General features: G+C 59.2%; 16 protein-coding genes and 1 pseudogene. 5 read left to right on the forward strand and 12 right to left on the reverse strand.

Features of this window, described 5'->3' with window-relative positions; translation table 11 throughout:
- Positions 1–160: pseudogene (locus tag OQK_RS31820) on the reverse strand (glycoside hydrolase family 3 N-terminal domain-containing protein); the annotation flags it as partial.
- Between the two features lie 170 nt (positions 161–330).
- On the reverse strand, positions 331–1,038 hold the full coding sequence (locus OQK_RS28610; RefSeq protein ID WP_016775489.1) for a TetR/AcrR family transcriptional regulator: 708 nt from the start codon (positions 1,036–1,038) through the stop codon (positions 331–333).
- Positions 1,039–1,267: 229 nt separating this feature from the next.
- On the opposite strand from OQK_RS28610, the gene lexA reads away from it, so the two are divergent.
- Positions 1,268–1,876: a transcriptional repressor LexA gene (gene lexA, locus OQK_RS28615; RefSeq protein WP_016775490.1), complete on the forward strand. Its 609-nt coding sequence runs from the start codon at positions 1,268–1,270 to the stop codon at positions 1,874–1,876.
- Positions 1,877–1,886: 10 nt separating this feature from the next.
- Positions 1,887–2,360 (forward strand): SOS-induced cell division inhibitor SulA, encoded by a 474-nt coding sequence (gene sulA / locus OQK_RS28620; protein ID WP_016775491.1) that lies wholly within the window; start codon positions 1,887–1,889, stop codon positions 2,358–2,360.
- 96 nt (positions 2,361–2,456) lie between these two features.
- Here sulA and OQK_RS28625 read toward each other — a convergent pair whose 3' ends face one another.
- From OQK_RS28625 to OQK_RS28655, 7 genes are all read right to left on the reverse strand, one after another.
- Positions 2,457–2,690: a hypothetical protein gene (locus OQK_RS28625; RefSeq protein WP_003226592.1), complete on the reverse strand. Its 234-nt coding sequence runs from the start codon at positions 2,688–2,690 to the stop codon at positions 2,457–2,459.
- A 106-nt stretch (positions 2,691–2,796) separates the two neighbouring features.
- Positions 2,797–3,321, reverse strand: a complete 525-nt coding sequence (locus OQK_RS28630) for a DUF6586 family protein (protein WP_016775492.1) — start codon at positions 3,319–3,321, stop codon at positions 2,797–2,799.
- A gap of 144 nt (positions 3,322–3,465) precedes the next feature.
- Positions 3,466–6,099, reverse strand: a complete 2,634-nt coding sequence (gene topA / locus OQK_RS28635; protein WP_016775493.1) for a type I DNA topoisomerase — start codon at positions 6,097–6,099, stop codon at positions 3,466–3,468.
- Positions 6,100–6,213: 114 nt separating this feature from the next.
- Complete coding sequence (locus OQK_RS28640) at positions 6,214–6,450, reverse strand: DUF1653 domain-containing protein (RefSeq protein ID WP_016775494.1); 237 nt, start codon at positions 6,448–6,450, stop codon at positions 6,214–6,216.
- Between the two features lie 93 nt (positions 6,451–6,543).
- A complete protein-coding gene (gene fadA, locus OQK_RS28645; protein ID WP_016775495.1) occupies positions 6,544–7,719 on the reverse strand; it encodes an acetyl-CoA C-acyltransferase FadA in 1,176 nt (391 codons plus the stop codon).
- A gap of 29 nt (positions 7,720–7,748) precedes the next feature.
- Complete coding sequence (gene fadB / locus OQK_RS28650; RefSeq protein WP_016775496.1) at positions 7,749–9,896, reverse strand: fatty acid oxidation complex subunit alpha FadB; 2,148 nt, start codon at positions 9,894–9,896, stop codon at positions 7,749–7,751.
- Positions 9,897–10,422: 526 nt separating this feature from the next.
- Positions 10,423–10,860: a hypothetical protein gene (locus OQK_RS28655; protein WP_016775497.1), complete on the reverse strand. Its 438-nt coding sequence runs from the start codon at positions 10,858–10,860 to the stop codon at positions 10,423–10,425.
- A gap of 103 nt (positions 10,861–10,963) precedes the next feature.
- Between OQK_RS28655 and OQK_RS28660 the strand changes: the two genes are divergently transcribed.
- Positions 10,964–11,401, forward strand: coding sequence for a universal stress protein (locus OQK_RS28660; RefSeq protein ID WP_016775498.1), 438 nt, complete (start codon positions 10,964–10,966; stop codon positions 11,399–11,401).
- A gap of 192 nt (positions 11,402–11,593) precedes the next feature.
- Here OQK_RS28660 and OQK_RS28665 read toward each other — a convergent pair whose 3' ends face one another.
- Positions 11,594–13,516, reverse strand: coding sequence for an ATP-binding cassette domain-containing protein (locus OQK_RS28665; protein WP_016775499.1), 1,923 nt, complete (start codon positions 13,514–13,516; stop codon positions 11,594–11,596).
- Between the two features lie 214 nt (positions 13,517–13,730).
- Between OQK_RS28665 and OQK_RS28670 the strand changes: the two genes are divergently transcribed.
- A complete protein-coding gene (locus OQK_RS28670; RefSeq protein WP_016775500.1) occupies positions 13,731–15,659 on the forward strand; it encodes a transglycosylase SLT domain-containing protein in 1,929 nt (642 codons plus the stop codon).
- A gap of 127 nt (positions 15,660–15,786) precedes the next feature.
- Here OQK_RS28670 and OQK_RS28675 read toward each other — a convergent pair whose 3' ends face one another.
- The gene (locus tag OQK_RS28675; protein WP_162098756.1) at positions 15,787–17,559 is read right to left on the reverse strand and encodes an ABC transporter transmembrane domain-containing protein; all 1,773 of its coding nucleotides are present in this window, start codon (positions 17,557–17,559) and stop codon (positions 15,787–15,789) included.
- Positions 17,560–17,817: 258 nt separating this feature from the next.
- Here OQK_RS28675 and OQK_RS28680 point away from each other — a divergent pair, with 258 nt between their 5' ends.
- The gene (locus OQK_RS28680; RefSeq protein WP_016775501.1) at positions 17,818–17,997 is read left to right on the forward strand and encodes a PA1571 family protein; all 180 of its coding nucleotides are present in this window, start codon (positions 17,818–17,820) and stop codon (positions 17,995–17,997) included.
- A gap of 154 nt (positions 17,998–18,151) precedes the next feature.
- On the opposite strand, the gene OQK_RS28685 is transcribed toward OQK_RS28680, so the two are convergent.
- The coding region (locus OQK_RS28685) for a DUF3410 domain-containing protein (protein WP_157221969.1) at positions 18,152–18,770 on the reverse strand (619 nt) is incomplete at its 5' end.

Raw genomic sequence — 18,770 nt, forward strand, 5'->3', positions numbered from 1 at the left:
GAATCGCGCGGATCGCGGCACTGAGCTCGCGCACCTGGCGTGGATGCTCAATGTTACGGGCGAAAATGATCAGGCCGCCCACTTCGGGCTGACGCAACAATTGGCGATCTTCGGCCGTCAGCCAGGTACCGGCGACGTCCACCATCAACGAGCCTTGCAGGCCAGCAGTCATAGAGATTCCTTGAAAACGAAAAACCCGATCTGCTTGCATTCGCTACCGTGGGCAACGCCCGGACGGTCAGCAGAATTCATGCAGATCGGGTTCAGTACGAGAGTCGGCATGGCCGGCTAGCTTAGCGGATACCAGCTGCCGCGCCCACCCGTGCGCGGTCAAACCTTGGCGGCGACCGGCATGGATTTGCTGCGCGGACGCAATTGCGCGCTGGCCATGGCTGTATCAGTGACGCCGGTTTCGGCGCGCATGCCGGCAGCGAGGAACGGCACCATCAGGCGCATCACTTGTTCGATGGAGGTATTGACGCCGAAATCGGTCTCGGCAATCGCGCGCAAGGCCTTGATCCCGGACATGCTGAACGCCGCAGCGCCAAGCATGAAGTGCACGCGCCAGAACAGCTCGATCGGTGGAATGCGTGGCGCCGCTTCATTGACCAGCAGCATGTAGCGGCGGAAGACCTTGCCGTACATGTCTTCCAGATAACGTCGCAAGTGGCCCTGGCTCTGACTGAACGCGAGGCCGAGCAAACGCATGAAGATCGACAGATCGTTACCGCTGCGAGGCTGCACGACGAGCGCTTGCTCAACGAGAATTTCCAGCAGTTCCTCGAGGGTCGGCTTGTTCTCAGGCTTGGCCTGACGGCGCTCCAGCTCTTTATCGAGGCTCACGCAGAACGGACCGAGGAAGCGCGAGAATACCGCCTGGATCAGCGCCTTTTTCGAGCCGAAGTGATAATTCACCGCAGCCAGATTGACGCCAGCCTTGCTGGTGATCAAACGCAATGAGGTTTCAGCGAATCCTTTCTCCGCGAACAACTGCTCGGCAGCATCAAGAATGCGTTCAACGGTTTCCGACTGGGCCATGGCTACTCCGCCTGACAAACACTTGTTTGAAACATACGTTTCAGCCTGTGCCTTGTCAAGCCTGCCGGTTCGTTTTGGGAATGGTCGGTCAGCTATTTAACCACACAAGGCACCAGCATTAATAAGCGCCCTTCGCGACCGCTCGGCGGGCGGCAAAAAAACGCCCATTGCCAAGACCGCTTCACTGTATATAATCCCAGTCACTGTATAAAAAGACAGAGCGATCAATATGCTAAAGCTGACGCCACGCCAAGCCGAGATTCTGGCCTTTATCAAACGTTGCCTCGAAGACAACGGCTATCCGCCCACCCGTGCGGAAATCGCTCAGGAACTGGGTTTCAAATCGCCAAATGCGGCGGAAGAACATCTCAAGGCCCTGGCCCGCAAGGGCGCGATCGAGATGACCCCGGGCGCTTCCCGCGGCATCCGTATTCCCGGCTTCGAAGCGAAGGCCGACGACTCCACCCTGCCGATCATTGGCCGAGTGGCTGCCGGCGCGCCGATCCTCGCCCAGCAGCACATCGAAGAATCCTGCAACATCAATCCGACCTTCTTCCATCCTCGCGCCGACTACCTGTTGCGTGTGCACGGCATGAGCATGAAGGACATCGGCATCTTCGACGGCGACTTGCTGGCAGTTCACACTACTCGCGAAGCGCGTAACGGCCAGGTTGTGGTTGCGCGTATCGGCGACGAAGTGACGGTCAAACGTTTCAAGCGTGAAGGCAGCAAAGTCTGGCTGATCGCTGAAAACCCCGAGTTCGCCCCTATCGAAGTCGACCTGAAAGATCAGGAACTGGTGATCGAAGGCTTGAGTGTCGGCGTCATTCGCCGCTAAAGGAGGCTCCATGCAGTTCCCACACACACCTCAGCAAACACAACTGCCTTTGTTTGAAGCGTTTCTGGCGCAGCCGATAGCGCCGATCCTCAAAGACGTGGTCGAGCGTGACTGGAATGCCAAACCTGACGCCTTCAGTGAGTTATCACTGCGCGGTGCGGCCGGGAACTGCCTGAACCTGCTAGCGCCGATCCTGCGTGAACTGAGCGAGGATCAGGATGCGCGCTGGCTGACGCTGATCGCCCCACCCGCCAGCCTGACGCAAACCTGGCTGCGCGATGCTGGCCTGAATCGCGAACGCATTCTACTGCTGCAACCGCGCGGCACTCAAAGTGCTCAGCAACTGGCGTGCGAAGCGTTGCGACTGGGTCGCAGCCACACCGTGGTGACATGGCTAAACCCATTGAATGCCAATTCGCGGCAACAACTGATCAGCGCCGCGCATACGGGCGAAGCGCAGAGCCTGAACATTCGTTTGGGTTGATTGATGGTAATGCGCGCTGTGTGAAGCGCAGGGCTTCTCCAGGGACAGAGAAGCCGATCTGAAGCGCAAGCGACCGAGAAAAGGCCAAAGCGTGAATCAATGAAGAACCCGCGGCCCCTCTTCCTTATCGAACTCGCCTTCCACCATACGACCTGCCATCTGCACGCCGACGCTCAACATCGCTTTGGCGATTTCAACGTGCTGGCCCTGCAGGAACGCTTTGGCATCCTCGGAGAAATCCAGCGTCACCAGAGAACCTTCGTCCTCAGCCCTGCGCAGTTCGATTCGGCCGTCTGGTAACTCGACAATTTCTAGAAAGGACGTTGGCATATAGGTCTGTTCTCCACGAAAGGCAGCGATTATATAGACATCATTCGAGCTTCGCTCAGGATCTTGACCAGCAGCATGTTTCAGATTGCCACTGCGCCAAACTACCTCAGCACTCGTTCAAGCCTTCCCGGAAACGCAGGGCCAGGCCCTTGAGGTTCTGCCGCCAGCTCTCCAGCTCATCTCGACCGAGCTCTTCTGGCGCCTCTTCTTCATCAAGATTAATCGCTTGGATCAGCGGCTGCGTCACGTCGCCTTTCGGCTTGCGTGGCGCCCTCGGTGGCTGAAACAGTGCTGCGTGCGCCGCCAGCAGTTTCGCCAGCCAGGTTTCCGGATTACCGGCCAGCTCGACCATTTCCGCCAGCTCCGGGATCGCTATCGATTCCAGCACTTCGCGCCTTAACAACTCCTCTGCCCTTGGGGAATTGGCCTGCGGCAGACGATAAAAGCCAGCGATCTCATGACACAAGCCCAGCAGCGCGCCGTAGAGGTGAAACAGCGCCGACTCACGCCCGGCCTGGATCAGCGCCAGAGAATTCATCGCCCGCCCCTCTTCAGCACGAGCCAGAGCTTCGAGTGACAGGCCGGCGAAATAGATCTTCTGGTTGGTGCGGGTATAGAGTTCGTGGGCCATGACGGCAGCCTCCACAACGAAATAATTGCTTCACACAGGTCGGACAGTGTCGTGGATCAGCCGATGCCACCGCAAGCACAAAACAAAAAGGCCGCATGAAACCCTCAAGGTTTCATGCGGCCTTTTCGCTGTTCAGACTAGCGCTTACTCAGCCTTGGCCTTTGCGCTGCGCTTGTCTTCAACAGTCCACTTGCCACCGTCGTAATACGCCTTCCAGCCTGTCGGCTTGCCGTCGACTTCGGTCTGTACGTATTGCTCCTTGGTCTTGCGGCTGTAGCGAATGACCGCTGGCAGACCGTCAGGATCCTTTTGCGGAGCCTCGCACAGGAAGTGGTACTTCGGATCGATCTCGTCCTTGTGCGGCAGAATCTCGATCACCAGCGGGGCGCGGGTCTCGCGGTTTTTCGGGAACTGGCTGGCGGCCAGGAACAGGCCGGACGCACCATCGCGCAGGATGTAGGTGTCGTTGACCTTTTCGCATTTCAGCTCAGGCATCTTCACCGGATCCATCTTCGGCGGCGCCGCATCACCGCTCTTCAGCAGTTTGCGGGTGTTCTTGCACTCCGGGTTGGTGCAACCGAAGAACTTGCCAAAACGGCCGGTCTTGAGCTGCATCTCGCTGCCGCACTTATCGCATTCCAGACTCGGACCTTCATAGCCCTTGATGCGATAGCTGCCTTCTTCGATTTCGTAACCGGCGCAATCCGGGTTGTTGCCGCAGATGTGCAACTTGCGCTTTTCGTCCAGCAGGTAGGCGTCCATCGCCGTGCTGCAGATTGGGCAGCGATGCTTGCCACGCAGTACCAGCGATTCCGATTCGCCCTCGTCGTCCGCTGCGATTTCATCGCCCGGCACCAGGTTGACCGTGGCCTTGCAGCGCTCTTTCGGCGGCAGGCTGTAGCCCGAGCAGCCGAGGAACACGCCAGTCGATGCGGTACGAATCTGCATCGGACGACCGCAGGTGGTGCACGGAATGTCAGTCATGACCGGCTGGTTGGCGCGCATGCCGCTGTCCGGGTTTTCCGCTACTTCGAGTTTCTTCTTGAAGTCGCCGTAAAACTCGTCCAGCACATTTTTCCAGTCGCGCTCGCCCTGCGCCACGTCATCGAGATTCTCTTCCATGCCGGCGGTGAAGCCGTAGTCCATGAGATTGGAGAAGCTCTCGGACAGACGCTCAGTGACGATGTCGCCCATCTTTTCCGAGTAGAAACGACGGTTGTGGAGGGTCACATAACCGCGATCCTGAATGGTCGAAATGATCGCAGCGTAGGTCGAAGGACGACCGATGCCGCGCTTTTCCATTTCCTTGACCAGACTGGCCTCGGAGTAACGCGCCGGTGGCTTGGTGAAATGCTGCGACGGATCGAGCTTGATCAGCTTCATCACATCGCCCTGGGCCATGTCCGGCAGCACGTCATCATCGCCAGGCTTGGCAATCTGCGGCATCACCCGGGTGTAACCGTCGAACTTGAGGATACGGCCCTTGGCGCGCAGTTCGAAGTCGCCAGCGCCGACGCTGACGGTGGTCGACAGGTACTGCGCAGGCAGCATCTGGCAGGCGAGGAACTGGCGCCAGATCAGCTCGTACAGACGCTCGGCATCACGCTCCATACCCGCCAGCTTGCTTGGCGTAGTGTTGGCGTCGGACGGACGAATCGCTTCGTGAGCCTCTTGCGCGCCTTCCTTGCTGCTGTAGACGTTCGGCGTTTCCGGCAGGTACTTCTTGCCGAATTCGTCCTCGATATAAGTGCGCGCCATCGCCACGGCGTCGGCCGAGAGATTGGTCGAGTCGGTACGCATGTAAGTGATGTAGCCGGCTTCGTACAGACGCTGGGCCATCATCATGGTTTTCTTCACGCCGAAACCGAGGCGGTTGCTCGCAGCCTGCTGCAAGGTCGACGTGATGAACGGCGCCGACGGCTTGCTGCTGGTCGGTTTGTCTTCGCGCTTGACGATGCTGTAGCTGGAGGACTTGAGCTTCTCCAGCGCAGCCATGGCCTGGGCTTCGTTCAGCGGCTTGAAGGCTTCGCCTTTTTCGCGAGCCACCTCGAAACGCACGGTCGAGCCTTTGGCAGTGCCGAGATCGGCATGCACTTCCCAGTATTCTTCGGGATTGAACGCACGGATTTCGCGCTCACGCTCGACCACCAGTTTCACGGCAACCGATTGCACGCGACCGGCGGACAGACCACGGGCGATCTTGGCCCACAGCAGCGGCGAGACCATATAGCCGACGACGCGGTCGAGGAAACGACGCGCCTGCTGGGCGTTGACACGATCAATGTCCAGCTCGCCCGGCTCGGAGAAGGCTTCCTGAATCGCCTTCTTGGTGATCTCGTTGAACACCACGCGCTTGTAGCGGCTGTCGTCACCACCGATGGCTTCGCGCAGGTGCCAGGCAATGGCTTCCCCCTCGCGATCCAAGTCGGTTGCGAGATAGATGGTGTCAGCATCCTTGGCGAGCCGTCGCAGCTCTTCGATGACCTTCTCTTTGCCGGGAAGGATCTCGTACTGGGCTTTCCAGCCGTGCTCGGGATCGACGCCCATGCGCGAGACCAGCTGCTTGCGCGCTTTCTCTTTCGGCGAGAGCACCGGACCTTCGCCCGCAGCAGCCTTGCCGCGCTTGGCGGCTGGCTCTTTGCTGGCGCTAGCCGAACCGCTGGTGGGCAGGTCTCGGATATGGCCGATACTCGACTTCACCACGTATTGGTTACCCAGATACTTGTTGATGGTCTTGGCCTTAGCCGGGGATTCCACAATGACCAGCGATTTGCCCATGGATCAGAAAATTCCTGAATTCTAGAAGTGAAAGGCGGTAGGCGCCTGACGCGGCACCGCTATATATAGTTGATACAAGGTGAGGTCAAGCGCAGGGTTGTCTGCGCAGTCGCCTCATGCCTTGTCAAAAAGGCTCGGTTCGGCTTGCACCAAAGCAAAGCGCGGCACCTGCTCGCCGTCAACCTCGACCGACTCGACGAACATGCTCAGCGGGCGCACCCAAAAGCCGTAATCGCCATACAGGGCTTGGTAAAAGACCACTTCTTCTTCGGTTTCGGAATGCCGCGCAACACTGAATACACGGTATTGCGGACCTTTGTAATGTTGGTAGAGCCCAGGTTGTATCGGCATGCTTCGGCCCTCACTGAAATCTTTTCAAAAATAAATAAAAAACCCAAAAACAAAAACCGGGGCACTGGGCCCCGGCTTCCATCGACGAGACGCTTAAACGCGTTCGAAGACGGTGGAGATGCCTTGGCCGAGACCAATGCACATAGTGGCCACCCCGAAGGTGCCGCTATTCTGCTTCATCACGTTCAACAGGGTGCCGGAAATACGTGCACCGGAGCAACCGAACGGGTGACCCAGGGCGATCGCGCCGCCGTGCAGGTTAACCTTCTCGTTCATCTTGTCGAGCACTTTCAGATCTTTCAGCACTGGCAAGGCCTGTGCGGCGAAAGCTTCGTTGAGCTCGAAGAAGTCGATATCGTTGATGCCAAGGCCCGCACGCTTCAGGGCTTTTTGTGTCGCCGGCACTGGACCATAGCCCATGATCGCCGGGTCCACACCCGCTACTGCCATCGAACGGATCACCGCCATCGGCTGGATACCCAGGTCCTGGGCACGCTGCGCCGACATCACGATCATGCACGAAGCACCGTCGGTGATCTGCGACGAAGTACCGGCAGTCACGGTGCCGCCCTTCGGATTGAATGCCGGCTTGAGCGCCGCCAGACTTTCCAGGGTGGTTTCCGGACGAATGGTTTCGTCGTAGTCGTACAGTTTCAGGAAACCGTTCTCGTCGTAACCCTGCATCGGGATGATTTCGTCCTTGAACTTGCCTTCCACGGTTGCCTTGTGGGCCAACTGGTGGGAACGCACGCCAAAGGCATCCTGCTGCTCACGGGTGATGCCGTGCATCTTGCCGAGCATTTCAGCGGTCAGGCCCATCATGCCCGAGGCTTTCGCCGCGTACAGCGACATGTGCGGGTTCGGATCGACACCATGCATCATGCTCACGTGGCCCATGTGCTCGACGCCGCCGACCACGAACACGTCACCGTTGCCGGTCATGATCGCTTGCGCAGCAGTGTGCAGCGCGCTCATCGACGAACCGCACAGGCGGCTGACGGTCTGGCCAGCAGAAGTGTGCGGGATCTGGGTCATCAGCGACGCCATGCGCGCGATATTCCAGCCCTGCTCCAGGGTCTGGTTGACGCAGCCCCAGATCACGTCCTCGACTTCCGCCGGGTCGACCTTGCTGTTGCGTTCCAGCAGTTTGCTGATCAGGTGCGCCGACATATCTTCGGCGCGGGTGTTGCGGTGCATGCCGCCCTTGGAGCGGCCCATCGGAGTACGACCGAAGTCGACAATCACGACGTCTCTAGGATTCAAGCTCATAAGTTCACTCTCACTCTAGTTGGGGGCGCTTAACCGAAGAAGCTCTGGCCGTTCTTGGCCATTTCGCGCAGCTTCGCGGTCGGGTGGTACAGCGCGCCCAAATCAGCGTACTGGTCAGCCAGGGCAACGAACTCGGCAACACCGATCGAATCGATGTAGCGCAGCGCACCGCCACGGAATGGAGGGAAACCGATACCGTAAACCAGACCCATGTCGGCTTCGGCGGCGGTTTCAACGATGCCGTCTTCCAGGCAACGCACGGTTTCCAGGCACAGCGGGATCATCATCCAGTTGATGATGTCTTCGTCAGTGACTTCGCGCTGCTCGTAAACGATCGGCTTGAGCACTTCGAGTACCGACGGATCGGCGACTTTCTTCTGCTTGCCTTTCTTGTCGGCCTCGTAGGCGTAGAAGCCCTTGCCGTTCTTCTGGCCCAGGCGTTTGGCTTCGTACAGCACGTCGATGGCCGAACGACGGTCATCCTTCATGCGGTCCGGGAAACCGTCAGCCATCACGTCACGACCGTGGTGACCGGTGTCGATGCCGACCACGTCCATAAGGTATGCCGGGCCCATCGGCCAGCCGAATTTTTCCATGACCTTGTCGATGCGAACGAAGTCGACACCGGCGCTGACCAGCTTGGCGAAACCGCCGAAATACGGGAACAACACGCGGTTGACCAAAAAGCCCGGGCAGTCGTTGACGACGATCGGGTTCTTGCCCATTTTCTTCGCGTAGGCAACTGTGGTGGCGATCGCCAGTTCGCTGGACTTCTCGCCACGGATCACTTCCACCAGCGGCATCATGTGCACCGGGTTGAAGAAGTGCATGCCGACGAAGTTTTCCGGACGCTTGAGGGCCTTGGCCAGCAGGCTGATGGAAATGGTCGAGGTGTTGGACGCGAGGATGGTGTCCTCTTTGACCTTGTCTTCGACTTCAGCCAGTACCGCTTGCTTGACCTTCGGGTTCTCGACCACAGCTTCGACAACCAGATCAACGTGACCGAAGTCACCATACGACAGCGTCGGACGAATGCCGTTGAGCACTTCAGCCATTTTCGCTGCGGTCATGCGGCCTTTATCAACGCGGCCAACCAGCAGCTTGGCGGCTTCGGCCAGACCCTGCTCGATACCGTGCTCGTTGATGTCCTTCATCAGGATCGGCGTGCCTTTGGAAGCCGACTGATAGGCGATACCGCCGCCCATGATGCCGGCGCCCAGTACGGCAGCCTGCTTCACGTCTTTGGCGATTTCGTCGTAGGCCTTGGCCTTTTTCTTCAGCTCCTGATCGTTCAGGAACAGGCCGATCAGGCTCTGTGCGGCAGAGGTCTTGGCCAGTTTGACGAAGCCTGCAGCTTCCACTTCCAGTGCTTTGTCGCGACCGAAGTTCGCGGCTTTCTGGATGGTCTTGATCGCTTCAACCGGCGCCGGGTAGTTCGGGCCGGCCTGGCCAGCCACGAAACCTTTGGCGGTTTCGAAAGCCATCATTTGCTCAATGGCGTTCAACTTGAGCTTTTCAAGTTTCGGCTGACGCTTGGCCTTGTAATCGAACTCGCCGGAGATGGCGCGCTTGATCAGTTCAAGGGCAGCTTCCTGCAGCTTCTCTGGAGCAACCACGGCGTCGACGGCGCTGACTTTCAGCGCGTCTTCAGGGCGGTTTTCCTTGCCGGCGGCAATCCACTCGATGGCGTTGTCGACACCGATCAGGCGTGGCAGGCGTACGGTACCGCCGAAGCCCGGGTAGATGCCCAGTTTCACTTCCGGCAGACCGATCTTGGCCTTGGTGGACATGACGCGATAGTCAGCCGCCAGGCACATTTCCAGACCGCCACCGAGGGCGATGCCGTTGATGGCCGCGACGGTTGGCACGTTGAGGTCTTCGAAATCGCTGAAGATCTTGTTGGCTTCGAGATTGCCAGCAACCAGCTCGGCATCCGGCAGCTTGAAGTTGTCGACAAATTCGGTGATGTCGGCGCCGACGATGAATACGTCCTTGCCGCTGCTGACGATCACGCCCTTGATCGAAGCATCTGCCTTGATGGTGTCTACGGCCTGACGCAGTTCGTTCAGGGTTAGACGGTTGAACTTGTTGACGGACTCACCCTTGAGGTCGAATTTTAATTCGACGATGCCACTTTCAAGAGCTTTAACCGTGATGGCTTTACCTTCGTAAATCATCAACTGATCTCCACGATATGGAAGCTGAACAGTACACGTCGGACGCAGGCTTATGGCTCAGAAGGACGCTTTGCTCGTCGATACTGACACCGTCCGCCTGGCACACCCGCCAACGCGATAGTCGGGATTCTGTAGGAGCAGTCTGTAAGACAAACGCTCAATTCATACGCCCGTTTGATTCGGGTACGTCACCTTCACGGAATTTCCGACAATTGTCAATCGCCCTAAATTCGGGCTGAAATGCGACTTTGCAGTCATTTCTGCACCATGATGAGCAGCAACACCCGTCTCGATGTTGAGCCATTCATAGAATCAATAGTTAGAAAAGTCGCCCTAGTTTCCGCCGAGCCCTGTTCAGAAGGCTACGCTGGGGGGACTGCGAGGAAATTTGCCGGGGCGATCAAAGCGCCTGCCGCAAAAAAAGATTACCGGCCTGCCTGGCCAACCCGCCCGACGAATCATGTCGGGCTTTTTATTGCGCGTCTGCCGGACGTTTCACACCGTTGCAGTGAGAAAAGTCCGCGCATCACGCCAGTGCTTTCAGCGCCGCGTCGATATCCTGCAGAACCGTCGCCTCGCCCTTCTCACCCCAGTACAAGGCGATCATCTGCTTGTCCGCTTCGATCTTGAAAACATTGCCCGGCAATTTTTCGAAATAATCGAGCAGGGTCCGGTCACTGCAGACTTCCTGCCATTGGTTGACCCACACGCCCGGGGTTTTCTGCCAGTAGGTCCAGCACGCCGGTTGACTGCCACGCCGCGGCCGGTGGTATTGGGCGCAGGGATTCGGCGGCTCCGGCAGCAGCCAGTGCGGCCACTCCTGCGGCGCCAGTTGCATGGCCAGGCCGATGCGTCGCGCCTCCATGCGCAAGGCCATGCGCCCGCTCTGCGTGCGCGATGGGCGCAACCATGCCAGCGGACTTAAAACTACCAGCAGGATTGACACCACCAGCCAGACCGTCATATCTGTACTCCCGATTTTTGATGAGCCCATTGTGTCACTAGCGAACCAATGCGCTTGAAACCAGCCATACTTACCAATATCGAACCCTCAGGAGGAGCACCTCATGCCCTACCACCACATACTGGTCGCCGTAGATCTGACCGAAGAGTGCGACCCTGTGATCCACCGCGCCCGCGAGCTGTCGGTGAGCAACGCTGCCAAGTTGTCGCTGGTGCATATCGTTGAACCTATGGCCATGGCCTTCGGTGGCGACGTGCCAATGGACCTGTCACAACTGCAACAACAGCAGTTTGATCAGGCCAAGGAGCGTCTTGAAAAACTCAAATCGAAATACCCCGAGCTCGAAGGCGCCAATTGCCATCTGACCTACGGCCAGCCACGCCAGGAAATCCATCATTTCGCCAAGGAACAAGCGTGCGATCTGATTGTGGTCGGCAGTCATGGCCGCCATGGCCTGGCACTGCTGCTCGGCTCGACCGCGAATGACGTGCTGCACGGTGCGCCATGCGATGTACTCGCGGTGCACTTGGTCAAACGCTGATCTGTCTTGCAGTTTGTGGGAGCGAGCCTGCTCGCGAATACGTCGGCACATTCAATATGAGTGCTGCCTGACACACCGCTTTCGCGAGCAGGCTCGCTCCCACAGGTGACCTGCTCCCGCCTGTAGATCGCGTTACATATGAAAAGCCCGGCGCTCATCACTGAGCGCCGGGCTTTTTCACATCGGCAGCAATCAGGCATCCAGCTCGGCCCAACGCTCCACCAACGCATCCAGCTCGGCCTGCAATTGCTCCAGCGAAGCAATCACTTTAGCCGTTTCCGCCGGCGGACGCTGGTAGAAACCGGCTTCAGCCATTTCCGCTTCAACCGCAGCAATCTGCTGCTCCTTGGCGTCGATGTCGCCCGGCAAGGCTTCCAGCTCGCGCTGCAGCTTGTAGCTCAGTTTCTTCTTGGCAACCGGAGCGGCAGCGGCAGGCGCAGCCACCGGAGCCGGCTCAGCGCTAACCACCGCCGAATTCAGGTCAGCCTTGCCCGACTTGCTTTCAGTCACGCCCAACAGACGCGGCGAGCCGCCCTGACGGATCCAGTCCTGATAGCCACCGACGTATTCACGAACCTTGCCTTCACCTTCGAAGACCAGGGTGCTGGTCACCACGTTATCGAGGAATGCCCGGTCGTGGCTGACCATCAGCACGGTGCCGTTGAAAGTCAGCAGCACTTCTTCGAGCAGCTCGAGGGTTTCCACATCGAGGTCGTTGGTCGGTTCGTCGAGTACCAGCAGGTTCGCCGGTTTGCTGAACAGCTTCGCCAGCAACAGACGCGCACGTTCACCGCCGGACAATGCCTTGACCGGCGTCCTCGCACGCTGCGGGCTGAACAGGAAGTCGCCGAGATAGCTCAGCACATGGCGGCTCTGACCGTCGATGTCGATGAAGTCGCGACCTTCGGCGACGTTGTCGATCACGGTTTTTTCCAGATCCAGCTGATGGCGCAACTGGTCGAAGTACGCCACGTCGATCCGCGTGCCCTCTTCCACTTTACCGCTGGTCGGTTGCAGACCGCTGAGCATCAGTTTCAACAGGGTGGTCTTGCCGGTACCGTTGGCGCCGAGCAGACCGATACGGTCGCCGCGCTGCAGGACCATGGAGAAATCCTTGATCAGGAACGGCCCGCCCGGATGCGCGAAGCTCACGTTCTCGAGGACCATCACCTGCTTGCCGGATTTGTCGGCGGTTTCCAGCTGGATGTTGGCCTTGCCGGTACGCTCGCGACGCTCACTGCGCTCAACGCGCAGGGCTTTCAGAGCGCGCACACGACCTTCGTTACGGGTGCGCCGGGCCTTGATACCCTGACGGATCCACACTTCTTCCTGAGCCAGACGCTTGTCGAACAGCGCGTTGGCGGTTTCTTCAGCGGCCAGCGCGGCCTCTTTGTGCACGAGGAAACTGGCGTAGTCGCCGTTCCAGTCGATCAGGCCACCGCGATCCAGTTCGAGGATGCGCGTGGCGAGGTTTTGCAGGAAGGAACGGTCGTGCGTGATGAACAGCACGGCGCCCTGGAAATCTTTCAGCGCCTCTTCGAGCCAGGCAATCGCACCGATGTCCAGGTGGTTGGTCGGTTCGTCGAGCAGCAGCAGATCCGGTTCGGACACCAGCGCCTGCGCCAGCAGCACGCGACGACGCCAGCCGCCGGAGAGCTCGGCGAGAGTCTTGTCGGCCGGCAGTTGCAGGCGGCTGAGGGTGCTGTCGACCAGCGTCTGCAAGCGCCAGCCGTCACGGGCTTCAAGGTCGTGCTGAACGTGCATCAGCTTGTCCAGATCGGCGTCGGTGACGATGTTCTGGCTCAGGTGATGATATTCGGCGAGCAAGGCGCCAACACCATCGAGGCCTTCAGCGACCACGTCGAATACCGTCCGGTCGTCGGCCACTGGCAATTCTTGCGGCAATTCGCCGATTTTCAGACCGGGGGCACGCCACACCGACCCGTCATCGGGCTTCTGGTCGCCCTTGACCAGTTTCATCATGCTGGACTTGCCAGTGCCGTTGCGACCGATGATGCACACCCGCTCACCACGGGCGATCTGCCAGGACACCTTGTCCAACAACGGCATAGCGCCGAACGCAAGGGACACATCGCTGAATTTGAGCAGGGTCATGAGCTTCTCCAAAAACCGGGCGCGCATTCTACCTGACTTGAGGCTTCAGCAGGCCGGCAATTTGTCTGTCGAAGCACTCTGCACAACATTTGTTGCGAACTTGTGCAGCGAGGCTCGCAAAGCTTTCGCCGCTTGCTGGCAAAAGGCTAAGCTACAGGCAATTCAGTGCGGATTTCGATCGGCACTTGTCATGATTTCTCTGCCCGGATGTCTCATGCGCAGTCGCCTTTTCAGTGTTTTGTCCTGCTTGTTTCTTACCGCCACTGCCGCTCAATCCGTCCAGGCGGTGGACCTGTCCACCCAACGCCAGTATTACGATGAAGCCAAGCGCGCCTTGGCCAAGGGTGATACCGGCCCGTATTTCCGTTACAGCCAGGCGCTGGCCGATTATCCGCTGGAACCGTATTTGGCTTACGACGAACTGACCGCGCGTCTGAAGACGGCGAGCAACGCCGAGATCGAGAAATTCCTCGCCGAACACGGTGATTTGCCGCAGGCCAATTGGATGAAACTGCGCTGGTTGCGCTGGCTCGCCGACCGTGGTGACTGGGCGACCTTCGTAAAGTATTACGATCCGAAGCTGAATTTCACCGAACTGGACTGCCTCAACGCGCAGTACCAGATCAGCCACGACAAGAAAGCCGAAGGGTATGCCAGTGCGGAAAAACTCTGGCTGACCGGCAAATCGCAACCGGCTGCGTGTGACGCGCTGTTCGGCATCTGGGCTGCCGACGGCCAGCTTACCGAGCAGAAACGCTGGGAGCGCACCAAACTTGCCGCGCAGGCCCGCAACTATCCGCTGGCCAACAGCCTGATCAACGGCCTCACCACCCTCGCCCCGCGCGGTCGCTTGCTGGTCGACGTGGCGCAGAAACCCGAACTGCTCAACCAGCCGTCGCGCTTCACGCCGGCCGACGAGCCGATGTCAGACGTCGTCAGCCTCGGCCTGCGCCGCCTCGCTCGGCAGGATCCGGACAAGGCCATGGCTTTGCTCGACGGTTACGCCAGCAGCATGCATTTCTCTCGTGATGAGAAAGTCGCGATTGCTCGCGAGATCGGCCTGACCCTTGCGCGCCGCTTCGACAGCCGCGCGCTGGACGTCATGACCAAATACGATCCGGAGCTGCGCGACAACACCGTCTCGGAATGGCGCCTGCGCCTGCTCTTGCGTCTGGCACGCTGGAATGATGCCTACGAGCTGACCAAACGTCTGCCGCAAGACCTGGCCACCACCAACCGTTGGCGCTACTGGCAGGCGCGCAGCCTGGAACTGGCCGAGCCACAAAACCCGCAAGCGCTGACCCTGTACAAGAATCTGGCGCGGGAACGAGACTTCTACGGCTTCCTCGCCGCAGACCGTTCACAGTCGCCTTACTCGCTGAACAACAAGCCGCTGGTGCTCAGCCAGGCGCTGATCAACAAGGTTCGTAATACCCCCGGCGTGCGCCGCGCGCTGGAGTTCCATGCACGCGGGCAGATCGTCGACGGGCGTCGCGAGTGGTATCACGTCAGCCGTCATTTCAACCGCGATGAAATGGTCGCCCAGGCCAAACTGGCCTACGACCTGAAATGGTACTTTCCGGCGATTCGCACCATCAGTCAGGCACAGTACTGGGACGATCTGGACATCCGCTTCCCGATGGCTCACCGCGATACCCTCGTGCGTGAAGCCAAGGTTCGCGGCCTGCATTCGAGCTGGGTGTTCGCCATCACCCGGCAGGAAAGCGCCTTCATGGACGACGCCCGCTCCGGCGTCGGCGCCAGCGGTCTGATGCAATTGATGCCCGGCACGGCCAAGGAAACCGCGCGCAAGTTCAGCATTCCATTGGCCTCACCGCAGCAAGTGCTCGATCCGGATAAGAACATTCAGCTCGGCGCCGCTTACCTCAGCCAGGTTCACAGCCAGTTCAACGGCAACCGCGTGCTCGCCTCCGCCGCTTACAACGCCGGCCCCGGCCGCGTGCGTCAGTGGCTGCGCGGCGCTGATCACCTGAGTTTCGACGTCTGGGTGGAAAGCATCCCTTTCGACGAAACCCGTCAATACGTGCAGAACGTGTTGTCCTACTCGGTGATCTACGGGCAAAAGCTCAACTCGCCGCAACCGCTGGTGGATTGGCATGAGCGGTATTTTGACGATCAGTAATCACCAGGCTGACGCCCGATCATGAAAAATGCCCGTATCGTGAGATACGGGTATTTTTTATGGCGCATTACTAGGTCGGTTACTAGGTCGGTTACTAGGTCGGTTACTAGGTCGGTTACTGGGTCGGTTAATCAGGCTGGCCATCATTAAACTGCAACGCCGCCAGCCGTGCGTACAGCAGATTGCTGACGATCAACTCCTGATGTGTCCCCACCGCTACCAGCTTGCCTTGATCCATCACTGCAATGCGGTCAGCGTTCTTGACCGTGGCCAGCCGGTGCGCGATGACCAACGTGGTGCGGTTTTCCATCAGCGTTGGCAGGGCCTGCTGGATCAGATGCTCGCTTTGTGCGTCGAGGGCACTGGTGGCTTCGTCCAGGAGCAGGATCGGCGCGTCTACCAGCAAGGCGCGGGCGATGGCCAGACGTTGGCGCTGACCGCCGGACAACCCGAGGCCGCCATCTCCCAGATGAGTTTGATAGCCGTCCGGCATTTGTTCGATGAAGTCGTGGGCGTGGGCAATTCGCGCAGCTTCCTTGACTTGTTCAAGCGTGGCCGTCGGGCAGCCGTAGCGGATGTTGTCCTCCACACTGCCGAAGAACAATGCAGGGGTTTGCGAGACCAGGGCGAAACAGCGGCGCAGATCCAGCGGGTCAAGGCTGGTCAGCGGCACGCCATCGAGGAGAATCCGGCCCTCGCGCGGATCGTAAAAGCGCAGTAACAAGTCGTAGACCGTGGACTTGCCCGCGCCCGACGGCCCCACCAACGCCAGGGTTTCGCCCGCCCTCACCGTCAGACTCAAGCCATCAACGGCGTAGCTTTGCGGACGCGACGGGTAGGAAAAACGCACGTCGCGCAGTTCAAGTTCTCCTTTGACTCGCGCTGGCAGAGTGACCAGTCCGGTCGACGGTGGCTGGATGATGTTTTCCGAGCGCAGCAATTCCGCGATGCGTTCAGCGGCACCCGCAGCGCGTTGCAGTTCGCCGATCACTTCGCTCAGCGTGCCGAACGCGCTGCCGACAATCAGGCTGTAGAAAACGAATGCCGCCAGCTCGCCGGCCGAGATACGCCCGGCCATTACGTCCATGCCGCCGACCCACAACATCACCGCCACTGCGCCAAGCACCAGCACGATCACCAAAGTAATTAACCACGCTCGCTGGAAAATCCGTTTGCGCGCGGTTTCGAACGCCTGCTCGACGGTCGAAGCGAAACGCTGCTCGTCCTGAACCTGGTGGTTGTAGGCTTGCACGGTTTTGATCTGGCCGAGGGTTTCCGACACATAGCTGCCAATGTCGGCGATACGGTCCTGGCTCTGGCGCGAGAGATTGCGCACGCGGCGGCCGAAAATCAGGATCGGCGCGATCACCAGCGGCAGTGCAATCACGACAATGCTGGTCAACTTCGGATTGGTGATGAACAGCAGCACTACACCGCCGATCACCATCAGCAGATTGCGCAGGAACAGCGAGAGCGACGAGCCGATCACCGATTGCAGCAGCGTGGTGTCAGCGGTCAGGCGCGACTGGATTTCCGAGCTGCGGTTGTCCTCATAAAAGCCCGGATGCAGATACACCAGGTGATTGAACACCTGACGGCGAATGTCGGCGACCACGCGCTCGCCTATCCACGACACCAGATAGAAACGGGCAAAGGTGCCCAGCGCCAGCCCGAGCACCAGCAACATGAAAATGCCGATGGACTGATTGAGCAGATGCGGCGAACGGGTCATGAAACCCTGGTCTACCAACAACTTGATGCCCTGCCCCATCGACAGGGTAATGCCGGCGGTGACGATCAGCGCGAGCAAAGCGCCGAAGGCATGCCAGCGGTACGGCAGGAGAAAATGACTGGTCAGGCGCAGGGCGCGCCGGTGTCGGGAAGAAAGCATGGAGATCATGGAGTTCACGTCTGCGCAGATGGATCGGGCCAGCCTACAGACTCAGATGGGGTGGAACTCTGTAAATCACAATGAGTCAGGTTAAATATGCCCGGGATGTCCGGATGCTAGAAACGATTGGTCTAAGGTTGCGGTTGAGACGAGCGGTCATTTCTGTTTGAGTAGAGATGCCGCCCGCCGACAGACCGCAGGGAGTTGTCACAGCCTGGTCACGTGGCGGTTTTAACTTAGGCACACAACCTGATGAGGAGACAGGCCATGTCCTTGCAACACAGCAGCGAAGACAAGATTGAAGTGATGCGCACCAAACCCGGTCAGTCTCTGGGTTGCTCGATTATCGATGAGCAGGGCCGCGAAGTACCGATCACTGAAGACATGATCCAGGACGCTTGCCGCGAACTGGAGAAGCGATTGGTCAAGCCTGCCGAACAAGAGTGATGTAGCCACCGTCTTCCTGACCCGGCCCTGATTGGCCGGGTTTTTTATGTCTGTAATTTAGCTGCGAATCGTGTAGGAGCTGCCGAAGGCTGCGATCTTTTGATCTTCAAAAAGCAAGATCAAGAGATCGCAGCCTCGTTTCACTCGACAGCTCCTACAGGACACGGGTTGCCCCCAGCGCCGCCACAATCTGCCGCAACCGGGGCGCATCACCTTCAATTCGCACCTTCAGCCCTTCAATCTCGCGGCGCACCGGATACTGCTTGCGCAACACGTCAAACGCCGCTCGCTGCTCAGCGACGTTCCCCACCAGACTGCGGCGGAAATCCGCATCATCGCGGCGCGGGTCATACACGCCCCGGCACAACATCGCCAGCGCCCACGCCGGATCGCTGTCACCGTGCAGGGAAACTTCCGCCAACCAGGTTGCTGGCAGCAGCTCGCTGAGCTGGATAGCTGCAGGTTGGCCGCTGAAAGCGCAGTAGGCCTGATAGATCTGCGCGGTCCCGCGTTGCTTGCCGTCGAGGCTGTAACCGGCAATATGGGGCGTGGCCAATACGCAGAGCTCGGCCAGCGCAGGATCAACTTCCGGCTCCTTCTCCCAGACATCGAGCACCGCTTGCAGGTCTTCGCGCTCCAGCAGCACCTCACGCAGCGCAGCATTGTCCACCACAGGTCCGCGTGCCGCGTTGATCAGCCATGTTCCCGGCTTGAGTTGCTGCAAACGCTGCTGATCGAACAGGTGCCACGTCGCGTCGTCGCCATTGCGAGTC

The organism is Pseudomonas sp. R62 (assembly GCF_000257605.1).
GTDB classification, from domain to species: Bacteria; Pseudomonadota; Gammaproteobacteria; order Pseudomonadales; family Pseudomonadaceae; genus Aquipseudomonas; species Aquipseudomonas atacamensis.